Raw genomic sequence first — 20,777 nt, 5'->3', positions numbered from 1 at the left:
TGTTCATTGTATTTGACCTTATGCAGTCGCGTCCCTATCGTTCGCGCCCTGCGGTCGCAGAACCGCTGGCACAGCATTTCCAGGAGACACGCCATGCCCCCCGCCTCGCGCCTGCCGGCGCTCGCGCTCGTCGCCGTCCTGCTCTCCGCCTGCGGCGGCGGTGGCGGCGGCACCACTACCGCACCGCCCGGCGACGACACACCTGCTTCCCCTCCGCCCGTGCTGCAGCAGGTCGCGTGCGCCGACCTCGCGGGCCGCAACGTCGCGGCTTCGGCCATCGGCCAGCCCAGCGGCGGCGCGACCGTTGCGAGCGCGACGCTCGTCGCCGCGGATGCGCCAGGGAACCAGCTCGGCGCCTATTGCAAGGTGCGCGGGACGATCGCGCCCGTGAACCCGGCAGCGCCGCTGATCAACTTCGCGGTGAACCTGCCCGAGACCTGGAACGGCAAGTCCATCCAGTTCGGCGGCGGCGGCTTCAACGGCGTGCTCATCGACGGCACGGAGCAGGTGCGCTTCGGCCCGCCGGAGAAGCCCGCGCCCCTCGCGCTGGGCTACGCCACCTTCGGCAGCGACAGCGGCCACCAGAGCGGCAGCATCACCGACGGCTCCTTCGCCGCGGACGACGAGGCGCTCGCCAACTACGGCGGGCAGGCGCTGAAGAAGACGCGCGACGTCGCCATGGCGCTGGTCGCGCTGCGCTACGGCAAGGGCGTGGACAGGTCGTACTTCCTCGGCACGTCCACCGGCGGGCGCGACGCGCTCATCGCCATCCAGCGCTGGCCCGCGGACTACGACGGCGTGATCGCCAACGAGCCCGCGCTGAACTACAGCGGCACCCGCCTGCACAACGTGGCCGTCGGCCGCGCCCTCTACGCCAATGGCGGTGCCGGCTGGATGAACGTGGCCAAGACGCTGCTGGTACAGCGGACCGTGCTCGCCGCCTGCGACCGCCTCGACGGGGCCAGCGATGGCATCGTCAGCAACGTCGAGAGCTGCCGGCAGCTGAACACGCAGATCCTGGCGTCGCTGCGCTGCGCGGGCGGCACCGACCTGGGCGACGGCTGCCTCTCCGACGCGCAGCTCGACACCGTGCGCACCATCGAGTCGCCGCTGGAGTTCACCGACTACGCGCTCGCGCACGACACGCGCAAGGCGGGCGGCCTCAACATCCTCGAAGGTACGCTGGTCGCCGGTCCGTACACGACGCGCGACCTCGGCACGCGTCGCGTGCCGGCCAACCCAGCCACCTCCGCCGACGCCAACCAGTACGTGACCGGCGACCAGTGGACGAAATTCTTCGTCACGCGCCAGGCGAGCTTCGACACGCTCACCTTCGACCCGCTCGCGCCTGGCGCCTTCACGCAACGCGTGGTCGACGTCTCGAACATCACCGACGCGCTGGACCCCGACTTGCGCCCGTTCCTCGCGCGCGGCGGCCGCATCATCCTGCTGCACGGCCTCGCCGACGAGGTGATCAGCAACAACTCCACGATCGCCTACTACCGGCGCGTCGTCACCACCGTGGGCCAGGACGCGGCGGACAAGGGAGTGCGCTTCTACACCGTGCCCGGCATGGGCCACGGCACCGGCGTCTTCATCCCGTTCTGGGATTCGCTCGCGGCGCTGGAGAACTGGGTGGAGCGCGGCCTCGCGCCTTCCACGCAGGTCGTGACGGACGCGGTCGCCGGCACCTACGGCCGCACGCGGCCGCTGTGCCAGTGGCCGGCGTGGCCCAGGTACAAGGGCAGCGGCAGCCTGGACGCCGCCCTCAACTACAGCTGCGTGCAGGAGACGACCGACCCGCTCGCGTGCGCCAACCTGCCCGGCACGGCCACCAGCTACAAGGGCGGTGACGCCTACGGCGAGGAGCTGACGGTGCGCATCGACCCGGCGGCCCTCACGTACACGATCACCGTCGATGCGAGCCTGCAGCGCACGGCCGGCACGCAGCGCACCGGCGCACTGCTGCCCCTGGGCAACTGCACCTACGCGAGCGGCGAGAACGGCGCGGTGTTCGCCTTCGGCACGGGCGGCGCGCTGCAGGGCGGCGTGGCCGCGCCGGCGGGCGGCAGCTTCCTGCCGGTGGTGGCCTTCGCCACGACCTTCGACAACGCGAGCAACCCCGCGGTCTTCAACACGATCGCCAACATCTACAACGTGGTCGGCGTGCAGTACGGCAGCGGCGGCATCGCGAGCAGCTACGCGGCCTCCGCGCGGCTGCGCAATGCAGGCACCTTCCAGAGCTGCCAGGACCCGTCCAGCGGCCAGTTCGTCACCTACGACCCCGCGTGCACCAGCACCACGAAGGGCTACATCACCTGGAACGCGGCGCGCGGCGCCTTCGACCTGCGCGCCACCTCGCCCACGGGCAGCGCCGTCACCACGGGCGGCACGCTTGCCGGCTCGCTGGTCGCGGGCAAGGTGGGCAGCAGCTACGTGCCCCTGGTGCTGTGGCGCGAGTCGGCCACGAGCTACGGCATGCGGCTGTATTCGCCGCAGCAGACCCTGCTGCCCGGTACCGCCGACGGCACCTACGCGACGCTCGCCACGGCAGGGGCCCCGGGCAGCGCCACCGTGACCGGCAGCACGTACACCGCGGGCAGCGCGGCGTCCGCGCTCGCCTTCGACAACCCGGTGCTCGGCGTCGTGCGCGCCACCGGCGGCCGCACCGGCTTCCTGCTGTTCACGGCGGGCTGGTCGGGCTTCATCCCGGACGCGGGCGGCAGCTTCGAGCTGGGACTGCGGAATTGAGGACGACCATGCGACTGCTTTCCCTCCTCCTCGCTGCCCTTCTGCTCGGGGGCTGTGCCGGGCTCCAGCGCGAATCACCCGAAGTCGCGCCGCAGGCGGCGGCGTGCCCCGCGGAACTGCCGAAGGACACGCACTGCCTGCAGGGGCGCGACAGCGCCGGCGCGTTCTACCTGATCGCCATGCCGGCGCGGTGGAACGGCACGCTGGTGCTGCATGCGCACGGCGGCCCGACGCTGGGTGCGCCGACCCTGGAGCGCACGGCCGAAGACCTCAAGCGCTGGGCGATCGTGCCCAGGGCCGGCTACGCCTGGGCCGGCTCCAGCTTCCGCCAGGGCGGCGTCGCCGTGCGCGCGGCCGCCGAAGACACGGAGCGCCTGCGCCGCATCTTCCTGCAGCACGTGGCCAGGCCGCAGCTGACGCTGCTGCACGGCCAGTCCTGGGGGGCTTCCGTCGCCGCGGTGGGCGCCTCGATGTTCACCGATGACGGCCACGGCCGGCGCCCCTACGATGCGGTGCTGCTCTCCAGCGGCGTGCTGGCCGGCGGCACGCGCGCGTACGACTTCCGCCTCGACCTGCGCGTGCTGTACCAGGCGCTGTGCAACAACCACCCGCTGCCTTCCGAAAAGGCGTACCCGCTGTGGATGGGACTGCCGGCGGACGCGACCCTCACGCCCGCGGAGCTGCGACGCCGCGTCGATGCCTGCCTCGGGCTGGACCGTCCCGCGGCGCAACGCACGCCGGAGCAGCAGCGCAAGCTGCGGACGCTCACCACGGCGCTGAAAGTCCCGGCGGAATCCATCCCGGGGCACCTCCACTGGGCGACCTGGCACTTCCAGGACATCGCGCAGCGCACCGGCGGACGCAACGTGTTCGGCAACATCGGCGCGGAGTACCGCGGCTCCGACGACGATGCGGCGCTCAACGCCGCGGTCGCCCGGTACGCCGAGGATCCGCAGGCGGTGGCGCAGTTCGGTGCCGACACCGACCCCGACGGGCGCATTCCCGTGCCCGTGCTCACGGTGCACGGCATCGACGACCCGACCGCGTTCGTGGAGATGGACCACGCGTTCCGCCAGACCATGGAGCGCGCGGGCACGGCGGGGCACCTGGTGCAGACGTTCACGGCGGACCGTGCCCACAGCTACCTCAGCGATCCGACGTACGTGACGCTGTTCGAGGCGCTGGCGCAGTGGGCGAAGGGAGGAGCGAAGCCGACGGCGGCGGGGATCGCCCAGCGGTGTCCGGCGTTCGAGGCAACGTATGGCGCGGGGTGCCGGTTCCGGCCGGAGTTCGAGCCGCGGGCATTGGGCACGCGGGTCACGCAGCGGCGGTGAAGGGGAACGGGCCGACCGCGCACCCCAGCATCACTGCAACGCCGCGTCCACCGTGTACACCGTCCCGCCCCAGCTCGCCTGCACCGCCATGCCGGACTCCGGCACCTGGTAGATGTCGATCGAGGGATTGAAGGACCGCATCATGCCGTCCTTGCCCGTGCTGACGGAGGCGCCCACGTCGGCCCCGGCGCTGCCCGCGGCCACGAACTGCTCCAGCGCGCCCTTGGTCTTGAAGACGAAGACCTGGTAGACCTTCTGCTTGCCCACGCCGGGCCCCGTGCCCGCGCGCGAGCTGTTCATGAAGGTCGGCTTCTTCGTCGCGTTGTCGAACAGCACGCCCTTGCCCTTCTGGCCGACGAAGACGAGGGCGTAGATGGAGTCGACCTCGAAGACGGCGTAGCCCACGGCCTTCTCCACGGCTTCGCGCGCGTCCGGCTGGATCTTGTAGAGCTTCTGCAGCCCCTGGTCGGCCAGTTGCAGCCTGGCCTGGCGTTCGGCTTCCTTGGCCTCGGGGCCGGCGGGCGTGTCCTGGGCCCAGCCCGCGCCGCAGGTCGCCAGGACGAGGGCGGCGGCCGCCAGCAGGCCGTGGAGGGTTCGCATGGTGTGCTCCGGTGACAGCGCGACGCGCGGTACGCGAAGCTTGGCCCAGCCGCCGGCGGCCCGGCATTGGACCTAGGTCGCACCCCCTGCTATAACCGTCCGCCATGTCCACCTCGCCCACGCCCGACTCGCCCCAAGTGGAAGCCGCGCGCTACGCCCTGCTGCGGCGCCTCGCGCCGTCCATGCGCCACCACCTCGTCGTCAACCTGCAGCCCATCGGGATGATCTACGAGGTCATGGACCGGCGCCTCCGCGCGCCCACGCCCGACATCGCGCACCTGCAGGACAGCGCGGGCAAGATCAACGGCTTCGCCAAGGCGGCGCTGGCCTCGTGCATCGACGTGGTCGGCTGGCTCGCCCCCGATGACACGGTCGGTGTCTCCGTGCCGGACGCCGTGCGCGAATGCGCCGCGCTGCTCGCCACGAGCTTCAGCTTCCGCGGCTACGCCCTGCGCAACGAGGTCGGCGACGTCCGCGTGCAGGTGCGTCGCTCGGCGATCCGGCAACTGCTCGCCGCGACGCTGCTCCACTGCACCGACCATCACCCCGCGCCCGCGGAACTGGTGCTGGGCGCGGCGGCCGAAGAGGGCGGCGTGCGCCTGTCGGTACTCGTGCGGCCGACGCAGGGCGACAAGGGCATCCCGGCCGAAGCGCACTACCGCCAGATCGCCTGGGAAGACGTCGCCGCGCTGGCCGGCGCCGAAGGCGTGGAGCTCGTGCGCCAGGGCGACGCCGTGGTGCTGCGCTTCGCAGCCTTCTAGCGCGGTTCGAAGCCGAGCTTCTTCATCGCGTCGTCCAGCGTGCAGCGGCTCTTCTCGTAGTCGTCCCAGGGCGCGTTGCCCTGGTCGAGCCGCTGGTGCGCCGTGCCCACCGTCCAGTGGGCGCCACCTTTGAGCGCGGGAAGTTCATCCCAGCGCGTGGGTACCGAGATCCCCAGCCCCGGGCGCGCGCGGGCCGACCACGCGCAGACCGTCGTCGCACCGTAGCCGTTGCGCAGGTAGTCGATGAAGATGCGGCCCACGCGGTTCTTCGCGCCGCTCTTGGCGACGAAGCGGTCGGGCAGCGTGCGCGACAGGTGCTGCACGACCGCCTGCGAGAAGTCCTTGACCGTGTCCCAATCGAAGCGCGGCTTCAGCGGCACGACGAGGTGCAGGCCCTTGCCGCCGCTGGTCTTGAGGAAGCAGGGCAACTGCAGCTCGTCGAGCATGGTGCGCACGAGCGTCGCCGCCTCCTGGATCTGCGCCCAGGTGACGCCTTCGCCCGGGTCGATGTCGAAGGTCATGCGGTCCGGCCTGTCGATGGTCTTCACCACGCCGTTCCACGTGTGGATCTCGATCACGTTCATCTGCGCGGCCGAGAGCAGGCCTTCGGCACTCGCCATCTTCACCATGGGCGGGTGGCCCGGAAAGATCTCGGGCGCGAGCGGCTCGACGCCGGCCATCTTGTAGCGGTCCAGGTGCTTCTGGAAGAAGAGCTGGCCTTCGATACCGTCGGGCGCGCGCACCATGGCAATGGGGCGGTCTTCGAGGTGCGGCATCATCAGCGGCGCCACCAGCGCGTAGTAGCGCACCAGCTCCACCTTCGTGATCTTGCTCTGCGGATCGACGACGCGGTCGGGGTTGCTGATGCGCAGCGTGGACGGCAAGGGCGTCGCGGCGGCCGGCGCAGCCGCCGGCGCCGGTGCAGGCGCCGCAGCCTTCTTCGCCGCGCGCTTCGGCCTGGCCGCCGGCTGGTCCGGCGGCGGCTCGTGGAGCACCGGCTCTTCGCCCACTGCCGCCGCGGGCTTGTCGCTGCGCAGCCCGTGGAAGACCGAGTGGCGGATCTTGCCGTCGCGCGTCCATTCGCCGAAGGACACTTCGCAGACCAGGTCGGGCCGTACCCAGTGCGCGTCGCGCGGCAGGCCCGTGCCGGCCTCGAAGGGCTTGCGCGAGGCGGCGAGGGCGTCGAGCCGCTTGCGCAGGTCGCGCAGGGCCTCCTCGTTGAAGCCGGTGCCGACGTTGCCCGCGTAGCGCAGCTTGCCGTCGTCGCCGTGCACGCCGAGCAGCAGCGAGCCGATGCCGGTGCGCGAGCCCTTGGGATCGGTCCAGCCGCCGATCACGAACTCCTGCCGCAGCTTGCACTTGAGCTTGATCCAGTCGCTGGAGCGCCGGCCGACATAGGCGGAGTCGCGCCGCTTGGCAATGACGCCTTCGAGCCCGAGGCGGCAGGCGGAATCGAGCATGTCCTGCGGCGCCACGTCGAACACGGCGCTGAAGCGCACGTTGGGGTGGGGCTTGCGTTCGCAGATGCGCTGCAGCACGGCGCGGCGCTCGGTGAGCGGCACGTCGCGCAGGTCGTGGCCGGCGCAGAAGGGCAGGTCGAACAGGTAATAGACGATCTGCTCGGTGCGCTTGCTGTCGAACGCGCCTTGCAGCGCCTGGAAGTCCGCCGGCGTGTCCTTGCCGGGCATGATGATCTCGCCGTCGTACCAGCCGTCGGGCAGCTCCATGCTGCGCAAGGCCTTCACGAGGCCGGGCAGGCGCGGCGTCCAGTCGTTGCCGTTGCGCGTGACGAGCTGCACCTCGCCGCCCTCGGCGCGTGCGAGCATGCGATAGCCGTCGAACTTGATCTCGAAGACCCAGTCTTCCGGGTGTTCCGGCGGCTCGTCGACGAGGACGGCGAGTTCGGGCTGGAGGGTGTCGGGGAGCTTGGCCTTGCGCGCGCCTTCGGGCGGGCCGTCACGGGCCGGAGCCGCCTTCGGCGGTGGGTCCCCGCCGGCGCGGGGATGGCGGGAAGGGGGGCGATCCGCGAGCGATTGCACCGAGTCCGGCATCTCGTCGACGACGCTGAATTCCGCGGCGGGCCGCGCGAAGTCGTCGCGCTCCTTGATCAGGAGCCACGGGTCCTTGCCGCGGTCGCCGCGGCCTTTCATGCGCACGAGCGTCCAGTGGCCGTGCATCTTGTGCCCGCGCAGCTCGAACTTGAGCTTGCCGTCGCGGTACCCCTTGTGCGGATCTTCCAGCGGGATCCAGGTGCCCTTGTCCCAGATGATCACCTTGCCCGCGCCGTAGTTGCCGGGCGGGATGGTGCCTTCGAACTTGTTGTATGCGATGGGATGGTCCTCGGTGGGCATCGCCATGCGCTTGTCGTTCGGGTCGAAGCTGGGACCTTTCGGGACCGCCCAGCTCTTCATCGTGCCTTCCAGCTCCAGCCGGAAGTCGTAGTGCAGCCGCGTCGCCCAGTGCTTCTGGATCACGAAGCTGCGGGCGCTCTCGTTCGCTTCGCCGCCTTCCGCCGGTTCCGGCGTCGCGTCGAAGTTGCGTTTGTCGCGATAGGTCTTGAGGGCGCTCTTGTCTGCCATGGGTCTCGCAAAAGAGGAAGGGGCCGCGGCCCCTTCCTTGTACTCCGTCAGCTGGCGGCGCGGAACTGGTCGCGCAGCATCTTCACCTGGTCGTGGTTGCGCTGCACGCCCTGGTACTGGCGCTCCACCACCTGGCGCACGTCCGACGGCAGGTTCTTCTGCAGCGCCTTCATGTAGCGCGCCTTGGCGTTGTCCTCGCCGCGCTCCGCTTCTTCCAGCACCGCCTTGTCGTCGTAGGTGGTCAGCTTGGACTTGATCGACACCCAGCCGCGGTGCATGGCGCCCATGGCGCTGCCGCCGTCCTCGGTCTTCGCGCCGTACTGGCGCAGGCAGTCGTTGAGTTCCTGCGCGCCGCGGCGGCAGTCGTCGGCCCGCTGCAGGAAGGTGGACTTCAGGTCCTCGCGCTTCGCCTGCTCGGCGCACTCGCGGAAGCCGTACTCGCCGTCCTTGCAGCACTCGACCAGGTCCTTCAGCACGTCGATCACGTCGCCGCGGTCGCCGTCGTTGTTGCCGGACTGCTGCATGGCGCCCACCGCGCCGGCCGCGCCGGTGCCGGCGGCCGCGCCCGACATGCCGCTGCCGGAGCCGCGGTACTGCTCGTCGACGCGGGACCACGCAGCCTGCGACGCGGGACGGGCACGGTCCCAGTTCAGCGTGGAGTTGCCGCGGGTGCTCTCCCATTCGCCGGCAAGGCGGGGCTCGACGGCCGTCCACTGCTCGTCCTGGTAGCGCTCGCGGCCGGACAGGCCCAGGCGGTACGCGGGGCTGTAGTCGTCGAAGCTGCGGCCGCTCTCGTAGTACGGCTCCTTGCTGTAGTTCTCGCGCCAGAAGGCTTCTTCGGCGGTGGGGTTCACGGCTTCGCCGGCGGCCTTGCCGGCGAGCCCGCCGACCACCGCACCGACGACGCCGCCCACGGCCGCGCCCACGGGGCCGGCCACCGAGCCCGCCGCCGCGCCGGCGACCGCGCCGCCTGCGGCGCCCACGCCGGTGCCGATCGGGTGCGCACCGGGTTCGTCGGTGATCGGGTCGCGGTTCAGGTCGCGGTTCAGGTCGCGGTCTTCGCGTTCTTCAGCCATGGTGTTCGCTCCTTTTGTCTGCGGGGAATGAAGGAAAGGTTGCCTCTCATCTTGGGACGCTGGCCCAGCCGGCACGTGCGCCAAACCCCGGCATCGCCTGTAGGAAACGTCGTGCGTGGCGCGCGCGTGCGGCCGTGGCTGAGCGCACGCACAGCCACTCGCAACGCCGTCCTACACATCGGCCGCGGGCACTGCTTCAGGCTGTGCCCAACGGGTGATGCCCATGAAATATTCGCTGCGCAAAACGCCATCCCACCTCCACCTCACGTACAAGTACGGGGAGGCCAATGGCGGCCTGCTCGGTCGCAACCTCGTGCTCGAGGTCGTCGACGAGAACCTGCTCACGCTGGAGATCGACCTGTCCGCGAACCTGCTGGCGCGCAACAAGCAGTCGCCCTGGTACCTGGACGCGGTGGACCTCTCCTCCAACTACCACAAGCTCAAGTCGCTGCAGTGCCCGGACAACCTGGTGCGCACCCGGCTGATCCGGGCGTGGGAAGGCGTGGCGGACCCGAAGCTGCGCCTGCGGCTGGTGCTGCATCCGCGCGGCCGCTACCTGTACGAGGTGGCGCCGCATTCGCTGTTCATGGGCGGCATCCAGCTCGACGTCCAGGCCTTCCTGGAAGAAGAGTCGGAGACCACCGGGACCGCCGCCGAACCCACCGAGGCTTCGCACGTCGAGGAAGCCGACCCCCACAGGAAACACGCATGAAGCGCATCTCTCCGATCGCCCGCTGGATCACGGGCGTGGGCACCGCCTGCGTGCTCGCGCTGGGCTCCGTCGCCGCCTATGCGGACGCGGGCGCCCTGCAGGGCCGCTACACCGAGCTGAAGCCGCAGCTGCAGAACAACTCGTACGGCCGCCAGCTGTACATCGACTCCGCCGAGGGCAGCAACACGCTGCGCGGCGACGTGTACGCGGTGCTGGACCACCCGTTCGAGCAGGTGAAGGACGCACTGCAGGACCCGAACGCCTGGTGCGACATCATGCTGCTGCCGTTCAACACCAAGGGTTGCCGCGCGAGCGGCAACAGCCTCACGGTGCGCATCGGCCGCAAGTGGAACTCGCCGATCGACCAGACCTATCCGATCAGCTTCGCCTTCAGCCCCGGCGCGGCCAGCAGCGACTACCTGTCCACGCGCCTCAACGCGGGGCAGGGCCCCTTCGGCACGCGCGACTATCGCGTGAACGTGGAGGCGGTCCCGCTGGAGAACGGCAAGACCTTCATGCACATGAACTACGCCTACGGCTACGGCGGCATCGGCAAGTTCGCGATGCAGGCCTACCTGTCCACCGCGGGCGCCAACAAGGCAGGCTTCACCAGCGACGGCCTGCGCGGCGCGGTGGAGCGCAACGCGATGCGCTACTACCTGGCGATCGACTCGTATCTCGACACGATGGATGCACCGGCTGCGTCACGCGTCGACAAGCGCATCAACCAGTGGTTCAGCGCGACGGAGCGTTATCCGCGCCAGCTGCACGAGATGGACCGCGGGACGTACGTGAGCATGAAGCGGGCGGACTACGAGCGGCAGACGACGGCGTCGGCGCAGTAGGCCTGTTCGTCATTCCCGCTCCCCTCTCCGTCATCCCCGCGAAGGCGGGGACCCAGGGCTTCCATCTTTGAACGGGCGCGTTGCGCCCGTTCCTGCTTTTGGCGCAGCGCCCCCGTCGCCCCAGGCGGTGCGCGGTGCCGTCCCGCGGTGCGGCGTCCGGCGGCTTCGCGCGCCGGAGTCCCTGGAAAGCTGCTCGCGGCGCCGCACGCTCGACAACTCGCCTTCAGTTGCACGCGCGCGTGCAACTGAAGACTCAATCAGTCTCGCGAGTCAGACCGGCGCACGTCCCGGCGCTTCGCTCTCCGGGCCGTGCGGCGGCGCCACAAGCAGCTTTCCAGGCGCCGCCCCTGACTGCGGGACGACACCGCGCACCGCCTGGGGCGACGCCCACCGCCGGCGTCGCATTGGGAAGGCGCTTCGCGCCTTTCTTTCTGGAGCCCTGGATCCCCGCCTTCGCGGGGATGACGGAGAGGGGGGATGCGGAGTGCCGGAGCCCTGTAGGCTGGGTTGCGCGAAGCGCACCCCAGCATCCGCGCATACGCACGGCGCAGGCCGTGGACGGGGCGGCCCGTCTGGGGAAAGTAAAGGAGGAGACGCGGGCTTCAGCCCGCGGCGGGGGACATTTCCCCAGGCGGGCCGCCCCGTCCGCGGCCGGACCACCGGGCGCGATGACGCGGCCAAAGAAAAAGCGCCGCATGCGCGGCGCTCGTAAGCCCTGGTTCCCGCCTTCGCGGGAATGACGAAAGGCGGAATTACTTCAAACCAGCCGCTGCACGCAGCGCGGCAGCCTTGTCCGTCCGCTCCCACGTGAACTCCGGCTCCTCGCGGCCGAAGTGGCCGTAGGCGGCGGTCTTGGAGTAGATGGGTCGCAGCAGGTCCAGCATCTGGATGATGCCCTTCGGACGCAGGTCGAAGTGGTCGTGCACCAGCGAGGCGATCTGGTCGTCGGGGATCACGCCCGTGCCTTCGGTGTAGACGGTCACGTTCATGGGCTTGGCCACGCCGATCGCGTACGCCACCTGGATCTGGCACTGGCGCGCCAGGCCGGCGGCCACGATGTTCTTGGCGACGTAGCGCGCGGCGTAGGCGGCCGAGCGGTCGACCTTGGACGGGTCCTTGCCGGAGAAGGCGCCGCCGCCGTGCGGGCAGGCGCCGCCGTAGGTGTCGACGATGATCTTGCGGCCGGTCAGGCCGCAGTCACCCTGCGGGCCGCCGATGACGAAGCGGCCGGTGGGGTTGATCAGGTACTTCGTGTCCTTCAGCCACTCCTTGGGGAGCACCGGCTTGATGATCTCCTCGATCACCGCCTCGACGAAGGCCGGCTTCATGTGCTTGCCGTCGCTCATCTCCGGCGCGTGCTGCGAGGACAGCACCACCGTGTCGATGCTGTGCGGCTTGCCGTCGACGTAGCGCATCGTGACCTGGGACTTGGCGTCCGGGCGCAGGAAGGGCAGGCGGCCGTCCTTGCGCAGCTGCGCCTGGCGCTCCACGAGGCGGTGCGCGTAGTAGATCGGCGCGGGCATCAGCACCGGCGTCTCGTCGCAGGCGTAGCCGAACATCAGGCCCTGGTCGCCGGCGCCGGTGTTCAGGTGGTCGTCGGAGGCGTGGTCCACGCCCTGGGCGATGTCGTTCGACTGCTTGTCGTACGCCACCAGCACGGCGCAGCCCTTGTAGTCGATGCCGTATTCGGTGTTGTCGTAGCCGATGCGCTTGATGGTGTCGCGCGCGACCTGGATGTAGTCGACGTGGGCGTTGGTCGTGATCTCGCCGGCCAGGACCACGAGGCCGGTGTTGGCCAGGGTCTCGGCGGCCACGCGGCTGCGCGGGTCCTGCTGGAAGATCGCGTCGAGGATCGCGTCGGAGACCTGGTCCGCGAGCTTGTCGGGATGGCCTTCCGAAACGGATTCGGACGTGAAGAGGAAATCGTTCGCCATTGAATACACTCCGTTGGTTTGACTGCGAAAGGCGCGTTGCCTTTTGCCGGAGCTCTGGGCGAACGCTTTAGCAGAATTCTTTAACGTCGCCCTGCAAGTAGTTCCGTAACTCGGCGACCCCCAAATTCTAACGCGCGTGAAACGCCTCTTCCAACTGCTTTCCGGATGGCCCTTGCCGCTGTTGCACCTTGCCGGCACGGGGGTCGGCTGGCTGGCCTTCCTGCTGTCGCCCACCTACCGCCGCCGGTTCCTCGCCAACGTGCGGCAGGCGGGCTACCGCTTCGCGCAGGTGCGCCGCGCGGTGGCGGAGGCGGGCAAGCTGGTGATGGAGACGCCGCGCCTGTGGTTCGGCGCGCCCGCCGCCGTGCACTGGGACGGCGCGGAGCTGATCGAGCGGCTGCGTGCACAGCAGCGCGGCATCGTGTTCCTGACGCCACACCTGGGGTGTTTCGAGGTGACCGCGCAGGCCTATGCCGCGCGCTTCGGCCGCATCACCGTGCTGTACCGCCCCGCGCGCAAGGCGTGGCTGCGCGACCTGGTCGCCACGTCGCGCGTGCGGCCCAACATGGAGGCCGCGCCGACGACGCTGGCCGGCGTGCGCCAGATGCTGCGCGCGCTCAAGGCGGGCGAGGCCGTGGGGCTGCTGCCGGACCAGGTGCCGCCGCAAGGGCTGGGTGTCTGGGCGCCTTTCTTCGGCCAGGACGCGTACACGATGACGCTGCCCGCGCGCCTGGCGCGGCAGACCGGGGCGGCGGTGCTGCTCGCCTGGGGCGAGCGGCTGCCGCACGGGCGGGGCTACACGGTGCATCTGCAGCCCTGGGAGGGCGAGCTCGGGGACGACCCGGTGCAGTCCGCGCGCGAAGTCAACGCCGCGATGGAGCGCCTCGTGCGCGCCGGCCCGCAGCAGTACCTGTGGGGCTACGCGCGCTACAAGCAGCCGCGCGAGGAGCTCGCCGCATGATCAGCCGCCTGGGCATCCTCTTCATGCGCGCGATCGCGCCGCTGCCGCTGGCCTGGATCCGCGCGTTCGGCCACGCCGTCGGCCTGCTGCTGTACGTGCTGGTCGCGTCGCGCCGCAAGGTCGTCGACGTGAACCTCCGGCTGTGCTTCCCCCAATGGAGCGAGGCGCAGCGCAAGCAGGTGGCCCGCGAGGTCTTCGTGCACGTGGCGCAGGCCTGGTTCGATCGCGCGTGGCTGTGGCACGGCCACCCGGACGTGGTCCGGCGCCGGCTGGTGCTGACGGGCGCGGTGGAGGAGCTGGCCGGGCAGGACCCGACGATCCTGTTCTGTCCGCACTTCGTGGGGCTGGATGCGGGCGTCACCACGGTGTCGCAGCAGCTGCCGCGGCGCTTCGTGGGCATCTACACGCGGCAGAGCGACCCGGTGATCGATGCCTGGGTGCTGAAGGGGCGCTTCCGCTTCGGCGACGCGCGGCCGATGAGCCGGTCCGAAGGCGTGCGCGACATCATCGCGGCGCTGCGCGAGGGCGGCGTGCTGTACCTGCTGCCGGACATGAACTTCGGCGCGGAGGATTCGATCTTCGTGCCGTTCTACGGCGTGCCCGCGGCGACCATCCCGTCGCTGTCGCGCTTCGCCCGCCTGGGCAAGGCCAAGGTCGTGCCGCTGATCACGCGGCTGACCCCGGGGGGTTACGAGGTGCGGGTGCTGGAGTCGTGGAAGGGGTATCCGACGCGGGACGTGGTGGCGGACACGGCGTTGATGAACGAGCGGCTGCAGGGGTGGATCGATGGGATGCCGTCGCAGTATTACTGGGTGCACAAGCGGTTCAAGACCAGGCCTCCCGGGGAGCCGGGGGTTTACTGAAGGTGTGCGAAATCGCTGGGGTGCGCTTCGCGCAACCCAGCCTACAGGCCCGCGGCGCTGGGGTGCGCTTCGCGCAACCCAGCCTACAGGCCCGCGGCGCTCCCGGCGAGGTAGGCTGGGTTGCGCGAAGCGCACCCCAGCAAGATCCCGGGCCCGCGGCGCTCCCGGGACGTAGGCTGGGTTGCGCGGAGCGCACCCCAGCAAGATCCGCGGCCCGCAGCGCTCCCGGGACGTAGGCTGGGTTGCGCGAAGCGCACCCCAGCAAGATCCCAGGCCCGCGGCGCTCCCGGACGTAGGCTGGGTTGCGCGAAGCGCACCCCAGCAAGATCCCGGGCCTGCGGCGCTCCCGGACGTAGGCTGCGTTGCGCGAAGCGCACCCCAGCAGATCAGCGCAGGAACGCCCCCAGCCTTTCCATCACCAGCCCCGGCTTCTCATGCACGATCCAGTGCGACGCCTCATCCACCTTCTCCAGCGTCAGCTCCGGGATGTACTCCTCCAGCCCCTCCACCAGCTCCGGCAGCAGCGCCGTGTCCTGCATGCCCCACAGCACCAGCGTGGGAACGGAGATCGTGAGCATCTCCCGCGGCAAGGTGATCGCCGACGCGCCCGGGTCGCCGTCGCGCGGCGGGCGCAGCGGCGAGGCGCGGTACCAGTTCAGGCCGCCGGTCAGGCTCGCGTCCCATACGGCGCGGTAGCGCGCCTTCAGGTCCTCGGTGAGCCAAGGCGCCGGACCCCAGTGCGTGAAGAACGCCAGCAGCCGCCGGTACCCGTCCTCGCGCAGCAGCTGCTCCGCGTCCGGCCGCACCAGGAAGTTCATGTACGCACTGGCCTCGCGCTGCGCGGGGCTCGCCTGCAGCGCGCGCAGGAAGGTGCCCGGATGCGGCGAGTTGATGATGGCCAGCCTGCGCGTGCGCTGCGGCAGCTGGTTGGCGAAGTTCCAGGCGACGGCGCCGCCCCAGTCGTGCGCGACCAGGCAGGCGAGCGGGGCGCCGCCGGCTTCGACCTCCGCGAGCGCCGCGATGTCCTGCACCAGGTGCTTCGGGCGGTAGAGGGAAACGTCCGCCGGCTGCGACGATTGCTCGTAGCCGCGGAGATTGGGCGCCACGCAGCGGTAGCCGCCGTTGGCGGGCTGCGCGAAGTGTTCCAGCAGTTCGTCCCAGATGAACGCGGCTTCCGGGAAGCCGTGCAGGAACAGCAGGACCGGGCGGCCGCGCTCCCCTGCGGCGCGGCAACTGAGGGTGATGCCGTGGGGAAGCGCCTGCTGCCAGGTCTCGATCGTCATGATGGGTCGGGCTCCGGTTCCGGTTCGGGATGGGTCCACTGCCACAGGAGGAGCGATGCTTCCTCCACGCCCTGCCGCTTGGGGGCGGAGAACAGTTTCACCTCGCCGCCGCCCGCCTGCAGTCGCGCGATGGACAGGGCCTTGTTCTGCTCGGACCGGTTGAGCTTGTCGGCCTTCGTCAGCAGCACGAGGAACTTCAGCCCCTGCTCGACGCGGGGGCGGATCACTTCCAGCAGGATGTCGTCGAGTTCGGTGAGGCCGTGGCGCGGGTCGACCAGCATCACCACGCCGGTGAGGTTCTCGCGCGTGACGAGGTAGTTGGCCATGACCTGCTGCCAGCGGATCTTGTCCGCCTTGGGCACGGCGGCGTAGCCGTAGCCGGGCAGGTCGGCCAGCACGGCATCGGTGATGCCCTGCTTGCCCAGGGAGAACAGGTTGATCGCCTGCGTGCGCCCCGGCGTCTTGGACGCGAAGGCCAGGCGCTTCTGCTGCGTCAGCGTGTTGATGCAGGTGGATTTGCCGGCGTTCGAGCGGCCGACGAAGGCGATCTCGGGGACCTCCAGGTCGGGGAGGTGCTCCAGCCTCGGCGCCGTGGTGAGGAAGCGGGCGGTGTGCAGCCAGGCAACAGCCTGCTGCGCCGCGGGGGAAGTGCTCATGGGGGGCGGGAGGAGAGGGGGAGGCGGCATTGTAGAATCCCCCGGTTTTGCGCCCCAGAAACAAAGAAACGTGATCAAGACGCCTGCTTCCCTGCTGCTGGCCGCCCTCGTGGCCGCGTTCGCGCTCCAGACCTGGGCCCAACAGCCCGCCGCCAGCGCCCCGGCTTCCGCCGCCAGCGCCGCCGCTCCCGGCGCGTCCGGGCTGACGGTGGCCCCGCCGCAGGCGTCCAGCGCCGTGCCGGCCCCCGGCCCGGCGGCTGCCACGCCGGCGCCCGCTGCGCCGAACGCGGTGGAGGCGACCGCTGCCGCGGCCAAGGCGGACCCCGCCGCCGGCGACACGCGTTTCGCCGCGGTGTGCGTGGCCTGCCACGGCGTGGGCGGCAACTCCGGCACGCCCGCCAACCCCAAGCTGGCGCAGCAGCACCCCGACTACATCGTCAAGCAGCTGCAGGAGTTCAAGTCCGGCAAGCGCCCGAACCCCATCATGCAGGGCTTCGCCGCGCAGCTGAGCGACCAGGACATGAAGAACATCGGCGCCTACCTGGCCACGCAGCAGTCCAAGCCGGGCTTCGCGAAGGACAAGGAACTGGTGAGCCTGGGCGAGAAGATCTACCGCGGCGGCGCGCAGAACCGCCAGCTGCCCGCCTGCGCCGGCTGCCACAGCCCCAACGGCGCCGGCATCCCCGCGCAGTACCCGCGCCTGTCGGGCCAGCACGCCGACTACACCGCCAGCCAGCTCGTCGCCTTCCGCGACGGCATCCGCAAGAACAGCCCGCAGATGGCGCAGATCGCCGCCAAGATGAACGACCGCGAAATCCGCGCCGTGGCGGATTACATCGCCGGCTTGCGCTGAATCAAGTCCGACTGTTGAACTAATAGTCCACTAGAGGCACCAAGTACGGGCGGGCTGCTCTTGCGAGCGCCCGCCTTTTTTCTTTCGGACGACATGAGCACCATCACCGCCGACCCGCCTGCCGCCAGTGCCCCCAGCCGGGTGCGCGGGCTCGTCGAGCTCCTCTCCTCGATGCGCTTCGCGATCGCCCTGCTGACGGTGATCTGCATCGCGTCCGTGATCGGCACCGTGCTGAAGCAGCACGAGCCCTTCACCAACTACGTCAACCAGTTCGGGCCGTTCTGGGCGGAGCTGTTCATGGCCATCCGCCTGAACACGGTCTACAGCGCCTGGTGGTTCCTGCTGATCCTGGCCTTCCTGGTGGTGAGCACCTCGCTGTGCATCGCGCGCAACACGCCCAAGATCCTGGCGGACCTGCGCACGGTGAAGGAGAACATCCGGGAGAACTCGCTGCTCGCCTTCCACCACCGCGCCGAGGGCGCGCTGGTCCAGGCGCCGGAGGCGGAGGCGCAGCGCATCGGCACCGCGCTCGCGAAGGCCGGCTGGAAGGTCAAGCTGCAGCAGCGCAGCAACGGCTGGATGGTCGCGGCGCGCGCGGGCGGCCTGAACAAGATCGGCTACATCTGCGCGCACAGCGCGATCGTGCTCGTCTGCCTCGGCGGCCTGCTCGATGGCGACCTGATCGTGCGCGCGCAGATGCTGTGGGGCGGCAAGCAGCCGTACAAGGGCGGCGGCATGATCTCGCAGGTGCCGGAGCAGCACCGGCTGGCCACCAACAACCCCACCTACCGGGGCAACCTGCTCGTGGCCGAAGGCACGCAGTCGTCCACGGCGATCCTGAGCCAGTCCGACGGCATCCTGCTGCAGGAGCTGCCGTTCTCCATCGAGCTCAAGAAGTTCGTGGTGGAGCACTATTCGACCGGCATGCCCAAGCTGTTCGCGAGCGACATCGTGATCCACGACCGCGAGACCGGCGAGGCCATCCCGGCGCGCGTGGAAGTGAACCACCCGGTGTCGCACCGCGGCGTGGAGATCTACCAGTCCAGCTTCGACGACGGCGGCTCCAGCGTCACGCTGAAGGCGGTGCCCCTGGACGGCAGCGGCCGCGCGTTCGAGGTGCAAGGCACCATCGGCGGCTCCACGGAGCTCACGCGCGGCAACGGCTCCGACGCGCAGAAGATGACGCTGGAGTACACGGGCCTGCGCGTGATGAACGTCGAGAACCTGGCGGGCAACTCCGGAAGCGGCGCCGACGTGCGCAAGGTCGACCTCGGTGCCTCGCTCGATGCGCGCCTGGGCGCGGCGAACAAGACCAAGGACAAGAAGAACCTGCGCAACGTGGGCCCGAGCATCACGTACAAGCTGCGCGACGCGGCCGGCCAGGCCCGCGAGTTCCACAACTACATGCTGCCCGTCGACCTGGGCGAGGGCGTGCCGGTGTTCCTCATGGGCATGCGCGAGACGCCGGCCGAGAACTTCCGCTACATGCGCGTGCCCACCGACGAGGCCGGCGGCATGGACGGCTTCCTGCGCCTGCGCGCCGCGCTGTCGGACCCGGTGCTGCGCGAGAAGGCCGTGCGCAAGTACGCCGCGGAGGCGACGGACCCGGCGAAGCCGGAGCTCTCCCAGCAGCTGTTCGCGTCCACCTCGCGTGCGCTCGCGCTCTTCGCCGGGGCCGAGGCGGCGCCCGGCAGGGCCCCCGGCGGCCTGCAGGCCGTGTCCGAGTTCATCGACGCCAACGTGCCCGAGGCCGAGCGCCCGCGCGCCGGCGAGGTGCTGGTGCGCATCCTCAACGGCGCCCTCCTGGAGCTCGCCCAACTGAGCCGCCAGCAGGCAGGCCTGGCGCCCCTGCAGCGCGACGAGCGCACGCAGGCCTTCCTCACGCAGTCGGTGCTGGCCCTGAGCGACGCCTTCGCCTACCCGGCGCCCATGGCCTTCGAGCTCAAGGACTTCAAGCAGGTGCAGGCCAGCGTGTTCCAGGTCACGCGTTCCCCTGGCCGCTACGTCGTCTACCTGGGGTGTACCTTGCTGATCCTGGGTGTTTTTGCCATGCTGTATGTTCGGGAGCGCCGCCTCTGGGTGTGGCTCGCCCCCGAAGGAGCCGGTTCGCAGGCGCGCATGGCGCTTTCGAGCAACCGGAAGCTGCTGGACGTGGACCGCGAGTTCGATCGGCTCCGCGACGGCCTCTTGGGAGACAAGCGATGAACACCGCCACGACGACCACCACCCTCTCGCTGGAAGAAGGCTTCTTCTCGCGCCGCAACTGGTTCGACTGGCTGTTCGCGGTGGTCGTGGTGGCCGGCGGCCTCTACGCCTTCGCGCGCTACCAGAGCTACATGGATGTCTACGAGAAGGGCATCCTGCTCGCGGCGATGCCGTCGGCCATCTGGCTCGGATGGTTCTGGAAGCCGCTGCGCGCGCTGATGCTGGTCGTGGCCGGCGCCTCGCTGCTCGCCGTCGCCTCCTACCAGGGCGAACTCGCGCGCGCCGAGAGCGTCTTCTGGCTCAAGTACTTCCTCTCCAGCCAGTCGGCCATCCTGTGGATGGCGGTGCTGATGGTCATGAGCACCGTCTTCTACTGGATCGGCATGTTCTCGCGCGCGCAGGGCCCCGCGATGGAGGGCATCGCCTCCCGCCTCGCCTGGGTGGCGGTCGGCATGGCGCTGATCGGCACCATGGTGCGCTGGTACGAGAGCTACCTGCTCGGGCCGGACATCGGCCACATCCCGGTGAGCAACCTCTACGAGGTGTTCGTCCTCTTCTGCTGGATGACGACCGCGTTCTACCTGTACTTCGAGCAGCAGTACGGCACCCGCGCGGTCGGCGCCTTCGTGATGCTCGTGGTGAGCGCCGCGGTCGGCTTCCTGCTCTGGTACTCCTTCGCCCGCGAGGCGCACGAGATCCAGCCGCTGGTGCCCGCCCTCAAGAGCTGGTGGATGAAGCTGCACGTGCCCGCCAACTTCATCGGCTACGGCACCTTCGCGCTCGCCGCCATGGTCGCCTTCGCCTACCTGGTGAAGCAGCAGGCCGGCGAGACGCGCTGGGTGAAGCTCGCGCCGCTGTTCGTGCTGGGCGTCGGGCTCACGGTCCTGCCGATGGTCTTCCGCCGCAACGTGGAAGGCAGCGCGAACTACTGGTTCATGTACTTCGGCGTCGCCTCGCTGATCGTGGGCGGGATCCTGTTCGGGCGCCGCCGCATCGCGGAGCGCCTCCCCAACCTCGAAGTGCTGGACGACGTCATGTACAAGTCCATCGCCGTCGGCTTCGCCTTCTTCACCATCGCCACCGTGCTCGGCGCGCTGTGGGCGGCGGAGGCCTGGGGCGGCTACTGGAGCTGGGACCCCAAGGAGACCTGGGCGCTGATCGTCTGGCTGAACTACGCAGCTTGGCTGCACATGCGGCTGATGAAGGGCTTGCGCGGCACCGTCTCGGCCTGGTGGGCGCTGGTCGGGCTGGCGGTCACCACCTTCGCCTTCCTGGGCGTGAACATGTTCCTGTCCGGCCTGCACAGCTACGGCGAACTCTGACGCGGCTGCAACCGGAACGCCTTTCGCTGCGTATCTGGGGAG

At 70.1% G+C, this 20,777-nt stretch carries 16 protein-coding genes; 10 read left to right on the top strand and 6 right to left on the bottom strand.

Going from position 1 to position 20,777, the window contains the following annotated elements; translation table 11 throughout:
* The first annotated feature begins 93 nt into the window (after positions 1–93).
* Together H8N03_RS16625 and H8N03_RS16620 are read left to right on the top strand one after the other, a co-directional pair.
* Positions 94–2,751 carry a tannase/feruloyl esterase family alpha/beta hydrolase gene (locus H8N03_RS16625; RefSeq protein WP_187077324.1) on the top strand — a complete coding sequence of 886 codons (2,658 nt, stop codon included), beginning with the start codon at positions 94–96 and terminating at the stop codon, positions 2,749–2,751.
* An 8-nt stretch (positions 2,752–2,759) separates the two neighbouring features.
* Positions 2,760–4,085, top strand: coding sequence for a hypothetical protein (locus tag H8N03_RS16620; protein WP_255428257.1), 1,326 nt, complete (start codon positions 2,760–2,762; stop codon positions 4,083–4,085).
* A gap of 30 nt (positions 4,086–4,115) precedes the next feature.
* On the opposite strand, the gene H8N03_RS16615 is transcribed toward H8N03_RS16620, so the two are convergent.
* Positions 4,116–4,685, bottom strand: coding sequence for a lipid-binding SYLF domain-containing protein (locus H8N03_RS16615; protein WP_187077322.1), 570 nt, complete (start codon positions 4,683–4,685; stop codon positions 4,116–4,118).
* A gap of 104 nt (positions 4,686–4,789) precedes the next feature.
* Here H8N03_RS16615 and H8N03_RS16610 point away from each other — a divergent pair, with 104 nt between their 5' ends.
* The gene (locus tag H8N03_RS16610) at positions 4,790–5,446 is read left to right on the top strand and encodes a hypothetical protein (RefSeq protein WP_187077321.1); all 657 of its coding nucleotides are present in this window, start codon (positions 4,790–4,792) and stop codon (positions 5,444–5,446) included.
* On the opposite strand, the gene ligD is transcribed toward H8N03_RS16610, so the two are convergent.
* Together ligD and H8N03_RS16600 are read right to left on the bottom strand one after the other, a co-directional pair.
* Positions 5,443–8,025, bottom strand: coding sequence for a DNA ligase D (gene ligD, locus H8N03_RS16605; RefSeq protein ID WP_187077320.1), 2,583 nt, complete (start codon positions 8,023–8,025; stop codon positions 5,443–5,445). The genes H8N03_RS16610 and ligD overlap by 4 nt on opposite strands.
* A 47-nt stretch (positions 8,026–8,072) precedes the next feature.
* Entirely contained in the window at positions 8,073–9,101 is a 1,029-nt protein-coding gene (locus tag H8N03_RS16600) for a ferritin-like domain-containing protein (protein ID WP_187077319.1), read from the bottom strand.
* Positions 9,102–9,324: 223 nt separating this feature from the next.
* On the opposite strand from H8N03_RS16600, the gene H8N03_RS16595 reads away from it, so the two are divergent.
* Both H8N03_RS16595 and H8N03_RS16590 read left to right on the top strand, forming a co-directional pair.
* Positions 9,325–9,813, top strand: coding sequence for a hypothetical protein (locus H8N03_RS16595; RefSeq protein WP_187077318.1), 489 nt, complete (start codon positions 9,325–9,327; stop codon positions 9,811–9,813).
* The gene (locus tag H8N03_RS16590; RefSeq protein WP_187077317.1) at positions 9,810–10,658 is read left to right on the top strand and encodes a hypothetical protein; all 849 of its coding nucleotides are present in this window, start codon (positions 9,810–9,812) and stop codon (positions 10,656–10,658) included. Before H8N03_RS16595 ends, H8N03_RS16590 begins: the two co-directional genes overlap by 4 nt.
* A 752-nt stretch (positions 10,659–11,410) precedes the next feature.
* Here the strand turns inward: H8N03_RS16590 and metK are convergent.
* Complete coding sequence (metK, locus tag H8N03_RS16585) at positions 11,411–12,592, bottom strand: methionine adenosyltransferase (protein WP_187077316.1); 1,182 nt, start codon at positions 12,590–12,592, stop codon at positions 11,411–11,413.
* A gap of 136 nt (positions 12,593–12,728) precedes the next feature.
* On the opposite strand from metK, the gene H8N03_RS16580 reads away from it, so the two are divergent.
* Positions 12,729–13,553, top strand: coding sequence for a lysophospholipid acyltransferase family protein (locus H8N03_RS16580; protein WP_187077315.1), 825 nt, complete (start codon positions 12,729–12,731; stop codon positions 13,551–13,553).
* Positions 13,550–14,416, top strand: a complete 867-nt coding sequence (locus H8N03_RS16575; RefSeq protein WP_187077314.1) for an LpxL/LpxP family acyltransferase — start codon at positions 13,550–13,552, stop codon at positions 14,414–14,416. The genes H8N03_RS16580 and H8N03_RS16575 overlap by 4 nt, the downstream gene beginning before the upstream one ends.
* Before the next feature lie 386 nt (positions 14,417–14,802).
* On the opposite strand, the gene H8N03_RS16570 is transcribed toward H8N03_RS16575, so the two are convergent.
* Positions 14,803–15,699, bottom strand: a complete 897-nt coding sequence (locus H8N03_RS16570; RefSeq protein ID WP_187077313.1) for an alpha/beta fold hydrolase — start codon at positions 15,697–15,699, stop codon at positions 14,803–14,805.
* On the bottom strand, positions 15,696–16,355 hold the full coding sequence (gene yihA, locus H8N03_RS16565; RefSeq protein WP_255428256.1) for a ribosome biogenesis GTP-binding protein YihA/YsxC: 660 nt from the start codon (positions 16,353–16,355) through the stop codon (positions 15,696–15,698). The genes H8N03_RS16570 and yihA overlap by 4 nt, the downstream gene beginning before the upstream one ends.
* A gap of 202 nt (positions 16,356–16,557) precedes the next feature.
* Between yihA and H8N03_RS16560 the strand changes: the two genes are divergently transcribed.
* The 3 genes from H8N03_RS16560 to ccsB all read left to right on the top strand — a co-directional run bounded on the left by H8N03_RS16560 (position 16,558) and on the right by ccsB (position 20,735).
* Positions 16,558–17,208, top strand: coding sequence for a c-type cytochrome (locus H8N03_RS16560; RefSeq protein WP_255428267.1), 651 nt, complete (start codon positions 16,558–16,560; stop codon positions 17,206–17,208).
* A 93-nt stretch (positions 17,209–17,301) separates the two neighbouring features.
* Entirely contained in the window at positions 17,302–19,413 is a 2,112-nt protein-coding gene (locus tag H8N03_RS16555; protein ID WP_187077310.1) for a cytochrome c biogenesis protein ResB, read from the top strand.
* Positions 19,410–20,735, top strand: coding sequence for a c-type cytochrome biogenesis protein CcsB (gene ccsB / locus H8N03_RS16550; RefSeq protein ID WP_187077309.1), 1,326 nt, complete (start codon positions 19,410–19,412; stop codon positions 20,733–20,735). Before H8N03_RS16555 ends, ccsB begins: the two co-directional genes overlap by 4 nt.
* The last annotated feature ends 42 nt before the right edge of the window (positions 20,736–20,777 follow it).

Source organism: Ramlibacter cellulosilyticus (assembly GCF_014297465.1).
Lineage (GTDB): Bacteria > Pseudomonadota > Gammaproteobacteria > Burkholderiales > Burkholderiaceae_C > Ramlibacter > Ramlibacter cellulosilyticus.
The sequence above is the reverse complement of the archived record's forward strand: the minus strand, read 5'-3'. Positions and strand labels throughout refer to the sequence as shown.